The 15,435-nt window shown below is 65.5% G+C and carries 19 protein-coding genes and 1 other annotated feature; of the genes, 1 reads left to right on the plus strand and 18 read right to left on the minus strand.

Annotated elements, in window-relative coordinates:
* Window positions 1–31 precede the first annotated feature (31 nt).
* From A9Z00_RS06120 to A9Z00_RS06195, 17 genes are all read right to left on the minus strand, one after another.
* The gene (locus tag A9Z00_RS06120) at window positions 32–646 is read right to left on the minus strand and encodes a BofC C-terminal domain-containing protein (protein WP_296975277.1); all 615 of its coding nucleotides are present in this window, start codon (window positions 644–646) and stop codon (window positions 32–34) included.
* A 242-nt stretch (window positions 647–888) separates the two neighbouring features.
* On the minus strand, window positions 889–2,247 hold the full coding sequence (locus A9Z00_RS06125) for a LysM peptidoglycan-binding domain-containing protein (RefSeq protein WP_296975278.1): 1,359 nt from the start codon (window positions 2,245–2,247) through the stop codon (window positions 889–891).
* A 179-nt stretch (window positions 2,248–2,426) separates the two neighbouring features.
* Complete coding sequence (gene ilvE, locus A9Z00_RS06130) at window positions 2,427–3,308, minus strand: branched-chain-amino-acid transaminase (RefSeq protein WP_296975279.1); 882 nt, start codon at window positions 3,306–3,308, stop codon at window positions 2,427–2,429.
* Window positions 3,309–3,351: 43 nt separating this feature from the next.
* Entirely contained in the window at window positions 3,352–4,218 is an 867-nt protein-coding gene (gene pheA / locus A9Z00_RS06135; RefSeq protein WP_296975280.1) for a prephenate dehydratase, read from the minus strand.
* Window positions 4,215–5,189 carry a homoserine kinase gene (gene thrB / locus A9Z00_RS06140; RefSeq protein WP_296975452.1) on the minus strand — a complete coding sequence of 325 codons (975 nt, stop codon included), beginning with the start codon at window positions 5,187–5,189 and terminating at the stop codon, window positions 4,215–4,217. The genes pheA and thrB overlap by 4 nt, the downstream gene beginning before the upstream one ends.
* 146 nt (window positions 5,190–5,335) lie before the next feature.
* Window positions 5,336–6,622: a homoserine dehydrogenase gene (locus tag A9Z00_RS06145; RefSeq protein ID WP_296975281.1), complete on the minus strand. Its 1,287-nt coding sequence runs from the start codon at window positions 6,620–6,622 to the stop codon at window positions 5,336–5,338.
* 32 nt (window positions 6,623–6,654) lie between these two features.
* Window positions 6,655–7,092, minus strand: a complete 438-nt coding sequence (locus tag A9Z00_RS06150; RefSeq protein ID WP_296975282.1) for an ACT domain-containing protein — start codon at window positions 7,090–7,092, stop codon at window positions 6,655–6,657.
* 135 nt (window positions 7,093–7,227) lie between these two features.
* Complete coding sequence (gene obgE, locus A9Z00_RS06155) at window positions 7,228–8,547, minus strand: GTPase ObgE (RefSeq protein WP_296975283.1); 1,320 nt, start codon at window positions 8,545–8,547, stop codon at window positions 7,228–7,230.
* Window positions 8,548–8,562: 15 nt separating this feature from the next.
* A complete protein-coding gene (locus A9Z00_RS06160) occupies window positions 8,563–9,297 on the minus strand; it encodes a Spo0B domain-containing protein (protein WP_296975284.1) in 735 nt (244 codons plus the stop codon).
* 152 nt (window positions 9,298–9,449) lie between these two features.
* Window positions 9,450–9,758: a 50S ribosomal protein L27 gene (gene rpmA, locus A9Z00_RS06165; RefSeq protein WP_296975285.1), complete on the minus strand. Its 309-nt coding sequence runs from the start codon at window positions 9,756–9,758 to the stop codon at window positions 9,450–9,452.
* Window positions 9,759–9,772: 14 nt separating this feature from the next.
* Window positions 9,773–10,108 (minus strand): ribosomal-processing cysteine protease Prp, encoded by a 336-nt coding sequence (locus A9Z00_RS06170; RefSeq protein WP_296975286.1) that lies wholly within the window; start codon window positions 10,106–10,108, stop codon window positions 9,773–9,775.
* Window positions 10,109–10,118: 10 nt separating this feature from the next.
* Complete coding sequence (rplU, locus tag A9Z00_RS06175; protein ID WP_296975287.1) at window positions 10,119–10,433, minus strand: 50S ribosomal protein L21; 315 nt, start codon at window positions 10,431–10,433, stop codon at window positions 10,119–10,121.
* A gap of 13 nt (window positions 10,434–10,446) precedes the next feature.
* Window positions 10,447–10,533, minus strand: a sequence feature (ribosomal protein L21 leader region).
* Between the two features lie 97 nt (window positions 10,534–10,630).
* On the minus strand, window positions 10,631–10,819 hold the full coding sequence (locus A9Z00_RS06180; protein WP_367189247.1) for a hypothetical protein: 189 nt from the start codon (window positions 10,817–10,819) through the stop codon (window positions 10,631–10,633).
* Window positions 10,759–11,136 carry a hypothetical protein gene (locus A9Z00_RS15765; RefSeq protein WP_367189248.1) on the minus strand — a complete coding sequence of 126 codons (378 nt, stop codon included), beginning with the start codon at window positions 11,134–11,136 and terminating at the stop codon, window positions 10,759–10,761. The genes A9Z00_RS06180 and A9Z00_RS15765 overlap by 61 nt, the downstream gene beginning before the upstream one ends.
* On the minus strand, window positions 11,112–11,288 hold the full coding sequence (locus A9Z00_RS15770; protein WP_367189249.1) for a hypothetical protein: 177 nt from the start codon (window positions 11,286–11,288) through the stop codon (window positions 11,112–11,114). The genes A9Z00_RS15765 and A9Z00_RS15770 overlap by 25 nt, the downstream gene beginning before the upstream one ends.
* 52 nt (window positions 11,289–11,340) lie before the next feature.
* Window positions 11,341–12,213, minus strand: a complete 873-nt coding sequence (locus A9Z00_RS06190) for a site-2 protease family protein (RefSeq protein ID WP_296975288.1) — start codon at window positions 12,211–12,213, stop codon at window positions 11,341–11,343.
* Window positions 12,206–13,138, minus strand: coding sequence for a M23 family metallopeptidase (locus A9Z00_RS06195; RefSeq protein ID WP_296975289.1), 933 nt, complete (start codon window positions 13,136–13,138; stop codon window positions 12,206–12,208). The genes A9Z00_RS06190 and A9Z00_RS06195 overlap by 8 nt, the downstream gene beginning before the upstream one ends.
* A gap of 195 nt (window positions 13,139–13,333) precedes the next feature.
* On the opposite strand from A9Z00_RS06195, the gene A9Z00_RS06200 reads away from it, so the two are divergent.
* Window positions 13,334–14,212: a DMT family transporter gene (locus tag A9Z00_RS06200; RefSeq protein WP_296975290.1), complete on the plus strand. Its 879-nt coding sequence runs from the start codon at window positions 13,334–13,336 to the stop codon at window positions 14,210–14,212.
* Window positions 14,213–14,283: 71 nt separating this feature from the next.
* Here A9Z00_RS06200 and A9Z00_RS06205 read toward each other — a convergent pair whose 3' ends face one another.
* Complete coding sequence (locus A9Z00_RS06205) at window positions 14,284–15,432, minus strand: FtsW/RodA/SpoVE family cell cycle protein (protein WP_296975291.1); 1,149 nt, start codon at window positions 15,430–15,432, stop codon at window positions 14,284–14,286.
* Between the last annotated feature and the right edge of the window lie 3 nt (window positions 15,433–15,435).

A 15,435-nucleotide genomic window follows, 5' to 3' on the forward strand; every position in this document is an offset into this window, starting at 1 on the left:
CCGAGATACGGGAAGATCGATACGGGAAGATTCAAGAAGCGCCGGCTTGCGCCGGCGCCGCATATTCGCTGTAGGCTGACAGCACGCTGTAGTATTCATCCGGATCCGACACGCGGATGCCTCGCACCAGCGCGTCGAGACGTTCCCTCGGCAGACAGCTTTCCATATAACGCACGTTCAGCTGATAGAACGTTCTGAGCACCTTGCCGCGCTCCGGCGGACCGTCGAACAGCGACAGCCGTCCGTCCGCGTCGATGCCGAACACCGCATTCCATCCGCTTGCCATAAGCGGATCGTCGGGGCGCTCCGGCGGCAGATCGCCGCCGGCGGCCGCCAGCCGCATGTCCGGTTGGCGCCGCGCGGGGCCGCCCGCCTGCCCGTCGGTCACGCGGCCGGGCCGAAGCGTCTCCCCGCCGCCGGCGAAGCCGCGGCGCAGCGCCGCGTCAGCCGGCAATACGGCTGCCTCTTCATCATGCCGGATGTCCGCCGCGCCTTGCCCCGAAGCTTGCGGTGCCGCCGCAGCATCGGGTACGGCGCTCATGACGGCGATCGACGCCGCGGTCAGCCACACGGCTAGCCGGAGTCCGCCCGGCCGCATGCCGCGCCTCAGCCGTTTGCGCAGCTCTTTCCACAGGCTGAATCCCATCCGCGAGACCTCCCAGGTTTTCTTTGTCTTATTGTCCCTAGTCTGGCCCCGATTATTCCTCCCGCCGCGGATGCGGACAATCCGGCTTTACAGCCATTTCCCGGTGCAGTCCGGCATGCGGTTGAAAGGCCGCCGCACGCAATCGCCTCCAACGGTACGCCATGCCGTTACAGGCGCTTCCGCCGCGCGATCCGGCGGACAATCCGGACGCGGCGGGGCGCCCCGTTCCACCCGGCGCCGCCCTACCTGACGTTGATCCAGGGCAGACCCGACCGCTTCTTCTTCGGCGCCTGCCGCTTCGTCCGGCGCGATCCGCGGGCGGCCGCAATGCGGACGGTCGCTTTCTTCGCCCGCGACCCGCGCCCCGCCGGCTTCGCCGGGCGCCCGTCCTCCGCCGCCGAGATCCGGGCCTCGCCTTCACCCGAAAGGCCGGACGCGCCGCCGGCCCCGATCCCGCTCCCGCCGGCCGCGTCTCCGCCGTTCACGCCGCCCTCGCCGCCGGCTCCGGCGTCGGATCCGCGAACGTGCGCGTACGACCAATCGCCGACACCCGGCGAATACGGCGCGGACCAGCCCGGATACGGCGCGCCGACGGAAGCGTAGGCGCTCAGGCCCGGCCAGCCCGGAAATCCGTGAACCTCGGCCTGCACCGGCCAATCCGGTCCGTGCCCGTACCAGATCGGATCACAGGGCGCGCCGGGCAGCGCCCATCCCGCCGCAGCGTGCGCCCCGTATCCCGGGCCGTACCCCGGTACCGCCTGCGGTCCCGCGCCGACGGGCGGATAACCGGCGCCGGGCGCGAACGCCTCGACTGCCGGAACCGGGTACGGCAGGAACGGATGCTTCGCCGGCTCCGGCATGCCGGCCGGCGGGCACACGTCCTGGTGCCCGTGGTGCGCGGGATACGCCGGATACTTCGGCTCCGGACCGTACGGCTTGGCCGGCTGATGAATCGGCTCGGGAACCGGCAGCGGAACCGGCTTCGGCAGCTTCGTCCAGTCCGCCGGCTTCATCTCGACCTTCGGCTTCTCCTTCGCGATGGGCTGCTCGATCGGTTTCGGCATCTCCATCTTCGGAGCCGTCGGCAATTCCAGCTTCGACAGTTCGATCGGCTGCGGCTGTTCAACCGGCGCCGTCGGCGCCTTGCCGGGAATCGGGCCGGTAAATTTCTTTCCCTTCACCGGCTGCTCGACGCCAATATGCTGCAGTTCCGGCGGATGTCCCGATCCCGCCGTCTGGCCCGATGCGCCTCCCGCCTGCCAGCCGGGTTTCGGAATGTTGACGATCTCGCCGGTCATCAGCACGTTCGGATTCTTGAGATGGGGATTCGCCTTGATCAGATCCGCGAGCGGCACGCCCCACGCCTTCGACAACTTCCACAGCGTATCACCCTGGACGACCTTGTGCTGGTGCACCCAGTCACCGGCGGGCGCGGAAGCCTTCGGCGACGGAATCTTGATCTTCATGCCGACGTCGATGACGTCCGGATCCCGGATGCCGGGGTTGTATTGCAAGAGATCCTGGACCGTCACGCCGTGCTTGGCCGCGATGCCCGACAACGTGTCGCCCTTTTTGACCGTATAGATTTTCACTTGCCGCATGACCTCCCGTCACGTTCTGTGCGCAGCGGCGTTGATCCCTTGGGCGTTCGTACCCGCTGCCTGTCGTTACATCCTATGCATCCGCTGGGCGGGTGTCCCCATGATCCGGCAAAAAAATATGCCCCGCCCGTCCGGCGCCTACGCCGTTTGAGCGGAGCTGACCGCCTGTCTGCCCATGTTCAATTGAACGCCTGCACGCCGTCAACCGTGACGATCTTGCGGAATTCCTCAAGCAGGTGCAGCGTGACCGGACCCGCCTTGCCGGCGCCGATCGTGCGGCCGTCGACTTCGCGCACGGCGATGACCTCCGCCGCGGTGCCGGTGAAGAACACCTCGTCGGCCGTGTAGACGTCGTGCAGCGTGAACGGCTCCTCCTTCAGCGGATAGCCGAGCTTGCCGCACAGCTCGATGATCGCGCCGCGCGTGATGCCTTCCAGTGCGCCGACCCAGGTCGGCGGCGTGTAGACGACGCCCTTCTTCACGATGAAGATGTTGTCGCTCGAACCTTCCGCCACATACCCCTGGGCATTGAGCATGATCGCCTCGCCGACGCCCGCGAGGTTCGCCTGGATTTTCACGAGGATGTTGTTCAGATAGTTGAGCGACTTGATCTTCGGGTTGAGCGCATCCGGGATGTTGCGCCGCGGCGAAACGGAGATCGAGACGAGCCCGTTGCGGTACGCCTCCTCCGGATAGATCGAGAGCTGCTCCACAATGATGATGACCCAGGCCTTCGGACAGCGCCGCGGATCGAGGCCGAGATCGCCGGGACCGCGCGAGACGACGAGCCGGATGTAGCCGTTCCGCAGCCCGTTGCGCCGCACCGTCTCGATGACCGCCTCCCGCATTTCCTCGTAGGTCAGCGGAATGTCCAGCATGATCGACTTCGCCGAATCGTACAGCCGGTCGAGGTGCTCCTTGAGCCGGAAAATGTTCCCGTCATAAATGCGAATTCCCTCGAAAATGCCGTCGCCGTACAGGAATCCGTGGTCGAAAACCGAAATTTTGGCATCCTCTTTCGCGACGAAGTCGCCGTTCAGGTAAATCCACTGCTGAGCCATGCGTGCAGCACCTCCACTGAGAGTTCGCTTTTGGCGTAGCGGGTCACGTCTCCCAGGCGAAGCTGGGATAGCTGCCCAATATGCGAACCTGACAGCCGATCGCCTCGATCTCGGCGATGGCCGCAGGAAGCAGTACGGTGTCGAGCGACATCTCCACGTCAATATAGAAAAAGTAACTGCCGAGCTTCTTCTTCGTCGGCCGCGACTCGATGCGCGACAGGTTGATCCGCCGCCACGCGAACGCGGACAACACCTGATGCAGCGCGCCGGGATAGTCCTCCGGCAGCGTGACGAGAATGCTCGTCTTCATCTTGTCCGACCGGCGCAGCGTGAACGGTTCGCGGCCGATGAGCAGAAAGCGGGTGAAATTGTTGTTGTGATCCGTGACATGCTCGCGCAACACATCCAGCCCGTGCAGCCGGGCGCCTCCGAAGGTGCCGATCGCGGCCCAGCCCCTGCCGGGATTCTCCTTCACGATGCGGATGCCTTCCGTCGTCGAGCCGACGGTCTCGCGTTCGGCGTGCGGCAGGTGTTCCCTCAGAAACCGCGTGCATTGGGCCATCGCGACGGGATGGCTGAACACCTTCGTGATCTTCGACAAGTCGGGCCTGCCGTCCGGTCCGGCCGTCTCGGACAGGCGGCCGATCAGGTGCTGGACCGACGGATAGACCCATTCGGCCCGGATCGGCAAATCGACTTCGTGGACAAGCCAGTCCACGTGGAGGCTGACCGATCCTTCTATCGTGTTCTCGATTGGAATGACGCTGTAGTCGGTCACGCCGCACTGGGTCGAGAGAAAAACGTCCGCGATCACCTGATGGTAGTGATATTCGACGGGGGTGTCGCCGAACAGATGCCGCGCAGCCTCGTCCGACGTCGACCCGGCGGGTAGCAAGGCAACCTTGATCATGCGCGAACTTCTCCTTTGATGCGTTCGGGGAGCGGCACCCGGTCGGCCTCCGCGCCAGACTCGACGATCTCCGGTCCGGCTTCCGCCGGCTTCAGCCACAGCGTCTCCGCCGCGATGTTCTCTGCGGCGAACGTGCCGAGCAGAAACCGTTCCAGCTCCGCCTTGCGCGGACTCTCGCTGTCCACGAACGCGAGGATCGTCGGGCCCGCGCCGCTGAGCGCCGCGCCCAGCGCGCCGTGCTCGGGCGCTTCCGCCAGTATTTTCGCCATGCCCGGGATGAGCGCGGCCCGGTACGGCTGATGCAGCCTGTCCTGCATGGCGAACCGGAGCAGATCGAGCCGGCCCGTGGCCAGTGCCGCCACGAGCATGGAGCTGCGGCCGATGTTGAACACGGCGTCGCCGCGGCTGTAGGATTCGGGCAGCGCGTGCCGCGCCCGCTCGGTCGGCAGCCGGAACGCCGGTATCGCGACGAGCACCTCGAGATTCGGCGGCGGATCCAGCCGGACATGCTTCGCCCGCCGGCCGTCCCACGAGGCGGCGACGATGCCGCCGAACAGGCAGGCCCCGACGTTGTCGGGATGGCCTTCCAGACTTGAAGCGATTTCGAACAGACGGGCATCGGTCAGCGGCGAGCCGATCAGCGCGTTCGCCGCCGCGAGGCCGCCGACGATCGCGGCCGCGCTGCTGCCGAGACCGCGCGCCACCGGAATGTCGGTGTAGACCGAGATGTGAAGCGCCGGCATCGGCACGCCGGCCTCGTCGAACACGTGCCGCGCGGCTTGGAGAATCAGATTGTCGCCGCCGGCGGGCAGGCCGGCGAGCTCCTTGCCGAACAGTTCGAGGCGGCTCTTGCCGTCGTCGGCTTCCGCCATTTCGATCCAGGAATAAAGCGACAGCGCCATGCCGAGCGTGTCGAATCCGGGTCCGAGGTTGGCGGTGCTGGCGGGCACCTTGGCGAGGATGCGGCGCATCATCGTTCACCCCCGCAGCGCGCGCCGGCGTGCGCCGGCCCGTCGAATCCGCCCGGCATTCGCGGTTGGTCCCGTAATGACATGATGGATGGACAAGCTCCTCTCGCGCGTTGAATTCCGGCCGTCCGTGGGGCCGTCGGTAGCGTTCAGCCTTCGACCCGGTAGACGCTCTTGATGCGCTTGATGACATCCAGCGACTCGAAGGCCCTCAGGACGCGCCGCATGGCGGCCCGGCTCGCATCGTGCGTGATGATGACGAGATCGGCGGTCCGGTCGGACGCGGTCGGCTGCTGCAGCACCGACTCCAGGCTGACGTCATGCTCGGCGAACACCTGCGTGATCTTCGCCAGCACGCCGGCGCGGTCCACGACGTTGAGCAGCAGGAAGTTCTTGTACGCCACTTCCTCGTCGGACTTCAGGTTCTTCGCCTTGAACACGGCGGCGGATTGCCGGCCGTTGACGCCGAGCTTCATGTTCTTCGCGACGGCGACGATGTCGGCCACGACGGAGGTCGCGGTCGGCAGCTCGCCGGCGCCGGCGCCGTAGAACATCGTCTCGCCGACCGCCTCGCCGCGCACGAAGACGGCGTTGAAGACGCCGTTCACCGAAGCGAGCGGATGCTCGCGCTTCACCATCGTCGGCTGCACGCTGACGCTGATCCGGTCGTCCTGCCGGTCGGCGATGCCGAGCAGCTTCAGCTCGTAGCCGAGCTTCTTCGCGCAGGCGATGTCTTCCTTCGTCACCTTCGTGATGCCCTGCACTTCGACATCCGCAAGTTCCACGTTCATCCGGAAGCCGATCGTCGCGAGGATCGTCATCTTGCGCGCCGCGTCGAGCCCTTCGACGTCCGAAGTCGGGTCGGCCTCGGCATAGCCGAGCTGCTGGGCTTCCCGGAGCACTTCCTCGTAGGAAGCCCCCTCCTGGCTCATCTTCGTCAGGATGTAGTTCGTCGTGCCGTTCACGATCCCCATGATCCGGTCGATCCGGTCCGAGGAGAAGCCTTCGATCAGCGTCCGGATGATCGGAATGCCGCCGGCGACGCTCGCCTCGTACATGACGTCGCATCCGTGCTCCCGCGCCGTCGACAGAATCTCGGAGCCGTGGAGCGCCATCAGGTCCTTGTTCGCGGTCACGACGTGCTTGCCGCGCCGGAGCGCCTCGAGGATGTAAGCTTTCGTCTGCTCGACGCCGCCCATCACTTCCACGACGACGTCGATGTCGGGATCGCGCACGATCTCCCACGGATCGTCCGTCAGCTTCGCCGGATCGACCGCGACCGCGCGCGGCTTGTCGAGCTGCCTGACGGCGATCCGTCCGACCTCGATCGGGGAGCCGACCTGGACGATCAGATCCTCGCGGTGGCCTTCGATGATGCGCACCACGCCCGTTCCGACGGTGCCGAGCCCGAGCAGCCCAACGATTACCGGTTTCATAGGTCTCTCCTCCACTGCCATGATCGCTCTTCTCAACCCTGTCCCGCCACGGCCGCCCGCCGGACTCCGTCCTGCTTCCGGATGCCCTCGATCAGCACGGGCAGCGGCGTTTTCAGACCGGAAATGTCGACGGAGATGACGACGTTGGCCAGCCCCTGCAGCGGGATGCTCTGGTGAATGGTCAGCACGTTGCCTTCGCACTGCGCGACGTAGGCGAGCACTTTCGAGAGCGTGCCCGCCCGGTGCTCCAGATCCATCGAAATCGTGACGATCCGCTCCCGATCGAGCGAATCCAGCGCGTAGACGCCGTCTTTGTATTTGTAGAACGCGCTGCGCGACAGGCCGACCCGCTCCACCGCCTCGTTCACGGTCTCGGCCTCGCCGCGCTTCAGCATGTCGAGCACCCGGAACGTCTTGACGATCGCCTCCGGCAGGAGATCCTCCCGAACGACAAAATAACGTTCCGTCATAAAACGTCCTCCCAGCGAAGACAAATGTACGCCCACAGTGGACATTATACAAAAACGGAACGTCTCTTACAAGGGTGATCCGCCATGCCGCGATGCAAATGCAAGAAAAAGAGCCGTCCCGCGGCTCCGTCATGCTCAACCGTAATCGGCGCCCTCAAAAAATTCGAACGCAAAATCACCGATCCGGACCGTGTCCCCGTCCTGGCATCCGGCATCGCGCAGCGCCTGATCCACGCCCATCCGTCGCATGAAATGCGCGAACCGCATGAGCGCGTCGTAGGAATTCAGGTTCATCCGCTTCACAAACCGTTCGACCCGCGCCCCTTCGACGACATACGCGCCGTCGGAATCGCGGCGAACCGTGAACGAATCGTCCTCCTGCTCCTCGAACCGGTACACGACGCGATCCGCCGTCGCCTTCAGGTCCTCGACGGACACCGTCTCCGGCACGCGCTCGAGCATCTCCGCCGCCTTGAACATGAGCTCGCGCACGCCCTGCCTCGTCAGCGACGAGATCGGCACGACTTCCGGAGCTTCGTCCCCGAGCTCCTTCCGGAGCTTCTCCCGGAACACGGCGAGGTTCTCCTCCGCTCCCGGCAGATCCATCTTGTTTGCCGCGACGATCTGCGGCCTCTTCGCCAGCTTCTCGTTGTATTTCGCCAGTTCCGCGTTGATCGTCTTCCAGTCCTCGAACGGATCGCGGCCCTCCGAAGCGGAGATGTCGACGACATGGATGATGACCCGCGTCCGCTCGACATGGCGGAGAAACTCATGTCCGAGGCCGACGCCTTCGGAGGCGCCCTCGATCAACCCGGGCAGGTCGGCCAGAACAAAGCTTCGCTCTTCGTCGACCGAGACGACGCCGAGGTTCGGCGTCAGGGTCGTGAAATGGTAGGCCGCGATCTTCGGCTTCGCCGCGGACACGACGGACAGCAGCGTCGATTTGCCGACGCTCGGATAGCCGACCAGCCCGACGTCGGCCATCACCTTCAGCTCGAGCACGACCCACCGTTCTTCGCCTTCCTCGCCCTTCTCGGCTATGTACGGCGCCGGATTCCGGGGCGTCGCGAAACGCATGTTGCCCCGCCCGCCGCGGCCGCCGCGGGCGACGACCACCTCCTGGCCGTGTCGGGTGAGGTCCGCGATGATTTCTCCCGTATCGTCGTCGATGACAACCGTTCCGGGCGGAACACGGACGATCAACGGCTTGGCGTTGGCGCCGTGCATGCCCTTCGGTTTGCCCTTTTCTCCGCGCTCCGCCTTGAAATGCTTCTGATAGCGGAAATCGACGAGCGTGCGCAGCCCTTCGTCCACGCGGAAGATCACGTCCCCGCCCTTGCCGCCGTCGCCGCCGGCCGGTCCGCCGTCCGGGACGTGCAGCTCGCGCCGGAACGCGATGATGCCGTCGCCGCCGTCGCCGCCTTTTACATAGATTTTCGCCTTGTCGACAAACATGGCTTCCTCCGTCGTTCAGCTTCCGAGCTCGGCGGCCAGCAGCACTTCCTTCAATTCCGGTTCAAGCCGCTCCGCGCGAAACGGCGAACGCTTCAGACGCCGGCGAATCCTTTCGCGCGCTTCCTGCGCCCGGATGAACTCGCCGTCGAACCGGAGCAGCGCCTTCAGGGCCGATTCCTCCCGGTCGAGCCGCACGGTAAGCTGCGCCGGCTCTCCCGACGGCTTCGCGCCGTAGCGGTACACGTTGATCACATCGATCAGCGCGGCGGCCGCAGCCTCCGCATCGAGCGGCAGTTCGGCGAGATTGAGTTCGTCCGGAAGCTCCAGGCGCAGCGTGATCGGGCCGGGCGTCGTCCTGAACGATTGCGCGTACAGGATGAGGGAAGGCACGCCGAGCTTCGCAATCCGGCTTTCCGCCTGCATGCGCCGTCTTATATTCTCCACGCATTCCACGGACTTATCCGGCTTGTTCATCCGAATGTAGCCATACAGGACCTGCAGATCGTTCATCCAGTCATGGCGGTGGTGATTGAGCGTGCGGATCGCGGTCCACTGCAGGGTTCGGAACGTCCGTTCGAATCCGATTTCCCGCTCCTTCCGGTCCGCCGCGATCCAGAGCACCGCGGCCGCGGCCGTCCAGACCAGAAAGACGGGATGCGGCCACCATTCCGTCCGCCAGATCCATACGGCTGCCGCGGGCAGCGCGACGGATGCGGCGCCGTACAGCTTCGCCATCCGATAGCGATTCATGGGTCCGTCCTCTCCCGGCACTGGGTACACACATCATGCCGCCGATTTCGCCCGGTCGCGTCCGTTGGGCGCGGAATCCGCCGTTCCCGTGCCTTGTAAATTCCAATCATTATAACAAAAAACCCGGCCTGTCGCCAGACCGGGAATGCCTGTTACTCTGCCGCCGCCGCCACAGGCGCAACTTCCACCGGATATACGCTGACCTTCTTCCGATTGCGACCGTAACGTTCGAACTTTACGACGCCTTCGATCTTGGCATACAGCGTGTCATCCTTGCCGATGCCCACGTTGCGGCCCGGATGGATCTTCGTGCCGCGCTGGCGGACCAGGATGTTGCCGGCCTTGACATATTGGCCGTCCGCACGCTTCACGCCAAGGCGTTTCGATTCGCTGTCGCGGCCGTTCTTCGTCGAGCCGACACCCTTCTTGGAGGCGAACAGCTGAAGATCGAGCCTGATCATGTCGCATCCCTCCTTCATTCGCTGATTTCCCGAACAACGACATGCTTGCCGTAGGACTGTTGTATGGTATCCAGCATGACCGCCATCGCTTCGAGCAGCAGCTGCACCTTGCCGTCGACCGCCGGATCGCCGGTCTCCGGAATCTCCGACCGGAGCCAGCCGTCCCGCATCGAGTACGGCAGCCTGACCCCCGTCAGCGCCTCGATGGCGTTGACGGTGCCGACCGTCACCGCGGAGACGCCGGCGCACACGATGTCCTCGCCGCGCCTCGCGTAGTTCGCGTGGCCTTCGGCCGCGAACGAGACGATCCGCCGGTCTTCGCGCCTGCGGACGAACGTGACGGTAATCATGGTTCGTCCGTCAAGCCTCGATCTTGGAGATCGTCACTTTCGTGTACGGCTGGCGATGGCCCTGCTTGCGGCGATAGTTCTTCTTCGGCTTGTACTTGAAGACGATGATCTTGCGTCCCTTGCCGTGCTTCTCGACGGTGCCCGTCACCTTTGCGCCGGCGACGACGGGCGTGCCGGCCACGAAGCTGCCGTCAGCCTTCGACACGGCGAGCACGCGGTCGAACGTAACGCTGTCGCCTTCCTTCGCGTCCAGCTTCTCGATGTAGATGACGTCGCCTTCCTTGACCTTGTACTGCTTGCCGCCAGTTTCGATGATCGCGTACATGAATCCTGCACCTCCCCGGTCTAAGACTCGCCTGAATCCGGGCGGCGTCCGCAATGCGCGGCCGCGCTTTACGGCCCGTTCCGAGCGGTTGTAGCCCGTGTGCCCGCAGGAAGGACACACATGAAGTGATTCTAGCATACTTTCGCCCGCAGTTCAACCAGGGCGAAATTCCGGACGCTTCGGCGCGGCCGGGCCCGTCACCCGCGGTCCCGGCGGCGTTCCGCGCCCGGACCGGCGGCGACCACGCCGCGGCCGCCGCAGGCCGGACACGGCTCGTACAGCCTGGACGCCGCGTCCCGGCGCACCTTCTTGCGCGTCATCTCCATCAGACCGAGGCGCGTCCAGCCGAGCACGTGGCAGGATGTCCGGTCGGAGCGCGCCAGCACCTCGAGCCGCTCCGCGACCTTCGCCCGGTGCGCCTCGTCCTCCGCCCGTCGGCGATCTTCTTCGAGACCGCGACGTAATCCGCGCGGGGCATATAGACGAGATACCGTCCGGGCAGCGTATAGCGGGTGGTGACGCAGGCGCCTTTTCCCCCCTGCGGCTCCTTCACGATCTGGACGATCGGTTCCTGCCCCGGACGAAGCAGCTCCGCGATGGACGGCTTCCGCTTCGGCCGCTTCTCCAGGTGCGGATGCAGCACGTCGTCGATGTACAGAAACGCGTTCCGGGAGAGTCCTACGTCGATGAACGCCGCCTGCATGCCGGGGAGCACGTGCTCGACCCGGCCGAGGTACAGGTTCCCGGCAGCTTGCCGCCGGCGGCCTCCTCGATATCGTACTCGACGAGCCGTCCGTCCGCCATGACCGCGATCTCGATCGCCTGCCGGCCGACGTGAACCAGCATTTCCTTCATCGGCGCCGTCACCTGCCCGGAGCGGGAATGGGTCAACCCCTGCCGTTCCATTTTACCCGAAAAGCTCGGAAACTGCACGATCTTGTCCGCCGGAACGGAAATAGGACCCGATCACGCTCTCCTCCGGCACGATCCCCACGATGCGCCCGCCTTCGCCGAGCACGTACACGAGATGGTAGCGGCCCCGGCGGAACAGGCGCAGGACGTCGCCCACCGGACAGGCCGGCTGCACGACGATCGGCAGCGCCACCGCGCCCCTCTCCCGGGCCCGCGCCGAATCCGCCTCCCGCCTGACGAGGAAGCGCATGAAGATATAGGGCAGGTCCCGCATTAACCGCCAATTCGATACCGCAAGGAAAAGCCCGACCAGCAGCAGGTTGAGCTGCACACCGCCGAACAGCGGAAGGCAGGCGGACAGCATCAGGGCCGCGCCCAGGACGAGGCCGGTCCGCGCGCTCCATTTCAGCGCGGACTGGTAGGGCAGCTTCGCGGCCAGCCAGACCGACAGCAGCCGTCCGCCGTCCAGCGGATGGATCGGCAGCAGATTGAACAGGGCGATGATCGCGTTCGCCTTCGCGATGTACAGCGCCCACTCCGCGTCGACGCCTTCGAATCGCGCCGCCAGGAGCGCCGCCGCCCCCATCCAGACGTTCTGCAGGGGACCGGCGACCGCCACGACCGCCTCCTCCGCCGCCGGGACGGTACCCGCCTCCTCCGTCAGGGCTTCGCCGCCGAAGGGCAGCAGCCGGATCTCCCGGACGCGCCAGCCGAAGGCCCGCATCGCGAACACATGCCCGAGCTCATGCACGATGACGATCGCGAACAGGACGGCCAGTTCCCGTATATACCCGGTGACCGCGGAGGCGAGCATGACGAAGATGAGCAGCGGATGGACGGACCACCGGATCCCGAAGCATCTAATCAAGCGGAACCACGTCCGCCGGGTCGACGTAACGGCCGTCGACCCGCACGGCGAAGTAAAGCAGGCTCCGCGATCCGTCCTCCGTCTCGGGCAGCGCGCCGATCCGGTCGCCCGCCTCGACCCAGTCGTCCGGCTCGACGTCGACCGATCCGAGCCGGCCGTAGACGGTCATCTTCCCGCCCGCGTGCCGGATGACGACGCTGTAGCCTTCGTCTCCGCCGCCCGCCACGTGGGTCACCCGGCCGGTCTCCGCCGCCTTTACGATCGCGCCGGATTCGCCCGCGATCTCGATGCCGGCCAGCGTCTCCGCGAACGGGCGGACCACTTCTCCGGATTTGACCGGCGCCACGACGGGAAGGCCGGGCCCTTCCCCCGTCCGCGGCTCCTGCCGGAAAATGGGAAGAAAAGCGGGCGAACCCGCGAACGTTCTCCGGTACCAGTCCGCCGCTGCCCGCGTGTCGATGTCTTCCGTCAGCGCCTGCACGATCAGCCGCTGCGGCGTCGAAGCCCAGGGCTCGTCCACCCGGAACAGGGCCCATACGGCCAGGAAAAGCGCCGCCGACACCGCCGTTTTGACCAACAGGCCGCGCAGCAGGCCGCCCCGCCGCGGCTCCTCTTCGTCGAACCCCCCGGGCTGCCGTCCCGGGTCCGAACCATGCAGCCATGCGCGGCTGCGCAGCTTCCATTCCTTCTCCGGATCGCGCTCCGCTTGCATCTCCCGGAAGCGGTCGGATCGGTGCCCGGATGCGCGGCCGCCGGGAGCGCCGCCGGGCGCCGGAACGCCGTCCCTTCCCGCCGTCCGGACGGGCCTGAAACCGAAATCCCGCGCATCCGCCCCGCTCCGCGCTTCCGACGCGGCCCTGTGCGCTTCGATGATGGCGCGGATCCGTTCCTCCCGCCTGCGCTTGACGCCGCTGTCCCTTGCCATGCCGATTCCTCCCCGATGCGCGTCGCCCGCCGCGTCCCGTGCGGGCGGGCTTGTTCACCATCCACGTTATGCGCGCGGGAATTCGATTATGCCGGCCCGAAAATGACCGAAGACAGAAAGCCGGACCGGTGATATAGTAGTGGAAGTTGAACCAACGCGGCATGCGACCGATTGCATCGGGAGGATCCGACGGACATGTGGCTCGTGTACGCGGCATGCTCCGCCGTGGCGTTCGGACTGCGGGGCATCTTCTACCAGCGGCTGTCGCCGCTTGCGCTTGACCGGAACGTTCTGCTGGCGGGCGTCTTCTTCTCCGGATTCCTGATCTCGCTGGCGCTCGCCCTCGCGGGCGGGCAGGCCTGGACGGCCGGGACGCTCGTCGGCATCCAGATGGGCGCGTGTTCCTATGTGGCGAACATGGCGTTGTACCGCGGCTTCGCGGCCGGCAAGCCGTCCATCGTCGCGGTGCTGTCCGCCCTGCCGCCGGTCGTCGTCGCGGCGGGAGCCTGGCTCCTGTGGGGCGAGCGGCTCAACGGGCGGCAGGCGGCCGCGTTCCTTCTGATCGTCGCCGGCGTCGTGCTGATCCGGTATGCGGGGGAATTCACGCTCTCCCATTGGAACAGCACGAAATGGGGACTGCTGGCGCTCATGTTCTTCGGCTTCAACGATCTGTCCGGCAAATGGTCGACGATCCTCGACGCCGCCATGTTTCCGGTGCTTGCGCTGATGTTCGGCACGGGAACGGCGCTGTTCCTTCTGACCCGCTGGATCGAGAACCGGTTCCGGGCGAACGCTCCCTTCCGGCCGGAGCCGAAGCGGCCCGCCATCTGGACGTACCGCCGCACGTTCGGCACCGGCATGCTCATCGGCCTGACGAACGTATGCGGCATGATCCTGATCATCATGGCTTTCGATGCCGGCATCACGGGCCTCGTCTCGGCGATCGTCTCGCTGAACGTGCTGCTGATCCTGATCTACACCCGCATCTCCGGCCGCGAACGGTTCACGCGGCGCGAAGCGGCCGGCATTGCGTTCACGCTCGCGGGGGTGGTCCTGCTCCGGCTGCTCGCCTGAAGGCGCAGGCGGCAGCGCAAAGGGCCGCAACCCGATGCCGCGTCCGTTGCGGCCGGGTTGCGGCCCCCTTGCTACAAGGCCTGTTCGGGTTCGGGCTGGTGCGCCCGGATGCTGAACACGAGACCGATGCAGATCATGTTGATGAGCAGCGACGTGCCGCCGTAGCTGATGAACGGCAGCGTGATGCCGGTGATCGGCATCAGGCCGATCATCATGCCGATGTTCTCGAAAATCTGGAACACGAACATCGACACGATGCCGACGATGATGTAGGAGCCGGACAGATCGGTGCAATGGAACGCGATCATGATCATGCGGTAGATGAGCAGGAAATAGAGGAGCAGCAACACCGCGGCTCCCCGGAAGCCGAACTCCTCGCCGATCACGACGAAGATCGAGTCGGAATACGGATACGGGATCGAGCGGCGATTCTTCATGTTGCCTTTCATGTATCCGTCCCCGGTCAGCCCCCCCGAACCGATCGCGGTGAGCGAATTTTTCGCCTGACGCTTCGCGTCGTCCGACGCCGTCTCCGGATTGATGTACGTGTTGATCCGCTCGTACCAGTGATACTTCCCTTTGTCCCTGAGGAATTCCCGGATCTCTTCGTTATACGTGTTGAACAGCGTGACGAACGCGATCAGCCCGATGACGAGCAGGACGATGCCGGTCAGCACGTGCCAGTACTTGATCCGGCCGATCCAGAGCATGCCGAGCACGATGACGATGTAGATGACCGCGTTGCCGAGGTCGGGCTGGATCATGACCAACACGAAAGGCACGAGCGACAAGGCGGCGATCGGCACGAGGTCCCGCCGGAACGACAGCGGATCGCCTTCGCGCCGGGCGAGGAGGGCCGCCACCGCCATGATCAGCAGCAGCTTCATGAGCTCGGCCGGCTGGAACAGGATGCCGCCCGGCAGCTCGAACCAGCTGCGCGCACCGTTGCGTTCCTCGCCGAAAAAATAGACGAGCACCAGCAGCGCAATGCCGATGCCGTACCAGACGTACCAATATTTCATGAAAAACCGGTAATTGAAGAGGGTGGCGATGGTCGCCACGGCGAAACCGGCCGCATAGAAGATGAGCTGCTTCAGGTCATAGTTCGCGTAACCCGGGTTGCCGTAGGTCGCGCTCCGCACGACCAATACGCTGATGACCATGAGCAGCCCAAGGATGATCAGGATGCCAACGTCGATTCGTTTCAGCTTTCTGAGCACAAC

The sequence above is a fragment of the Thermobacillus sp. ZCTH02-B1 genome (assembly GCF_002159085.1).
Classification (GTDB): domain Bacteria; phylum Bacillota; class Bacilli; order Paenibacillales; family Paenibacillaceae; genus Thermobacillus.

Bases quoted from the DNA above. Each gene is read 5' to 3' on its own strand.
- obgE (WP_296975283.1), bottom strand. From the start codon at position 8,547: ATGTTTGTCGACAAGGCGAAAATCTATGTAAAAGGCGGCGACGGCGGC.
- A9Z00_RS15770 (WP_367189249.1), bottom strand. From the start codon at position 11,288: ATGAAGGAAATGCTGGTTCACGTCGGCCGGCAGGCGATCGAGATCGCG.
- A9Z00_RS06125 (WP_296975278.1), bottom strand. From the start codon at position 2,247: ATGCGGCAAGTGAAAATCTATACGGTCAAAAAGGGCGACACGTTGTCG.
- rpmA (WP_296975285.1), bottom strand. From the start codon at position 9,758: ATGATCAGGCTCGATCTTCAGCTGTTCGCCTCCAAGAAGGGTGTCGGC.
- A9Z00_RS06160 (WP_296975284.1), bottom strand. From the start codon at position 9,297: ATGAATCGCTATCGGATGGCGAAGCTGTACGGCGCCGCATCCGTCGCG.
- A9Z00_RS06195 (WP_296975289.1), bottom strand. From the start codon at position 13,138: ATGGCAAGGGACAGCGGCGTCAAGCGCAGGCGGGAGGAACGGATCCGC.
- A9Z00_RS06145 (WP_296975281.1), bottom strand. From the start codon at position 6,622: ATGAAACCGGTAATCGTTGGGCTGCTCGGGCTCGGCACCGTCGGAACG.
- pheA (WP_296975280.1), bottom strand. From the start codon at position 4,218: ATGATCAAGGTTGCCTTGCTACCCGCCGGGTCGACGTCGGACGAGGCT.
- A9Z00_RS06120 (WP_296975277.1), bottom strand. From the start codon at position 646: ATGGGATTCAGCCTGTGGAAAGAGCTGCGCAAACGGCTGAGGCGCGGC.
- A9Z00_RS06150 (WP_296975282.1), bottom strand. From the start codon at position 7,092: ATGACGGAACGTTATTTTGTCGTTCGGGAGGATCTCCTGCCGGAGGCG.
- thrB (WP_296975452.1), bottom strand. From the start codon at position 5,189: ATGCGCCGCATCCTCGCCAAGGTGCCCGCCAGCACCGCCAACCTCGGA.
- A9Z00_RS06200 (WP_296975290.1), top strand. From the start codon at position 13,334: ATGTGGCTCGTGTACGCGGCATGCTCCGCCGTGGCGTTCGGACTGCGG.
- A9Z00_RS06170 (WP_296975286.1), bottom strand. From the start codon at position 10,108: ATGATTACCGTCACGTTCGTCCGCAGGCGCGAAGACCGGCGGATCGTC.
- A9Z00_RS15765 (WP_367189248.1), bottom strand. From the start codon at position 11,136: ATGCAGGCGGCGTTCATCGACGTAGGACTCTCCCGGAACGCGTTTCTG.
- rplU (WP_296975287.1), bottom strand. From the start codon at position 10,433: ATGTACGCGATCATCGAAACTGGCGGCAAGCAGTACAAGGTCAAGGAA.
- ilvE (WP_296975279.1), bottom strand. From the start codon at position 3,308: ATGGCTCAGCAGTGGATTTACCTGAACGGCGACTTCGTCGCGAAAGAG.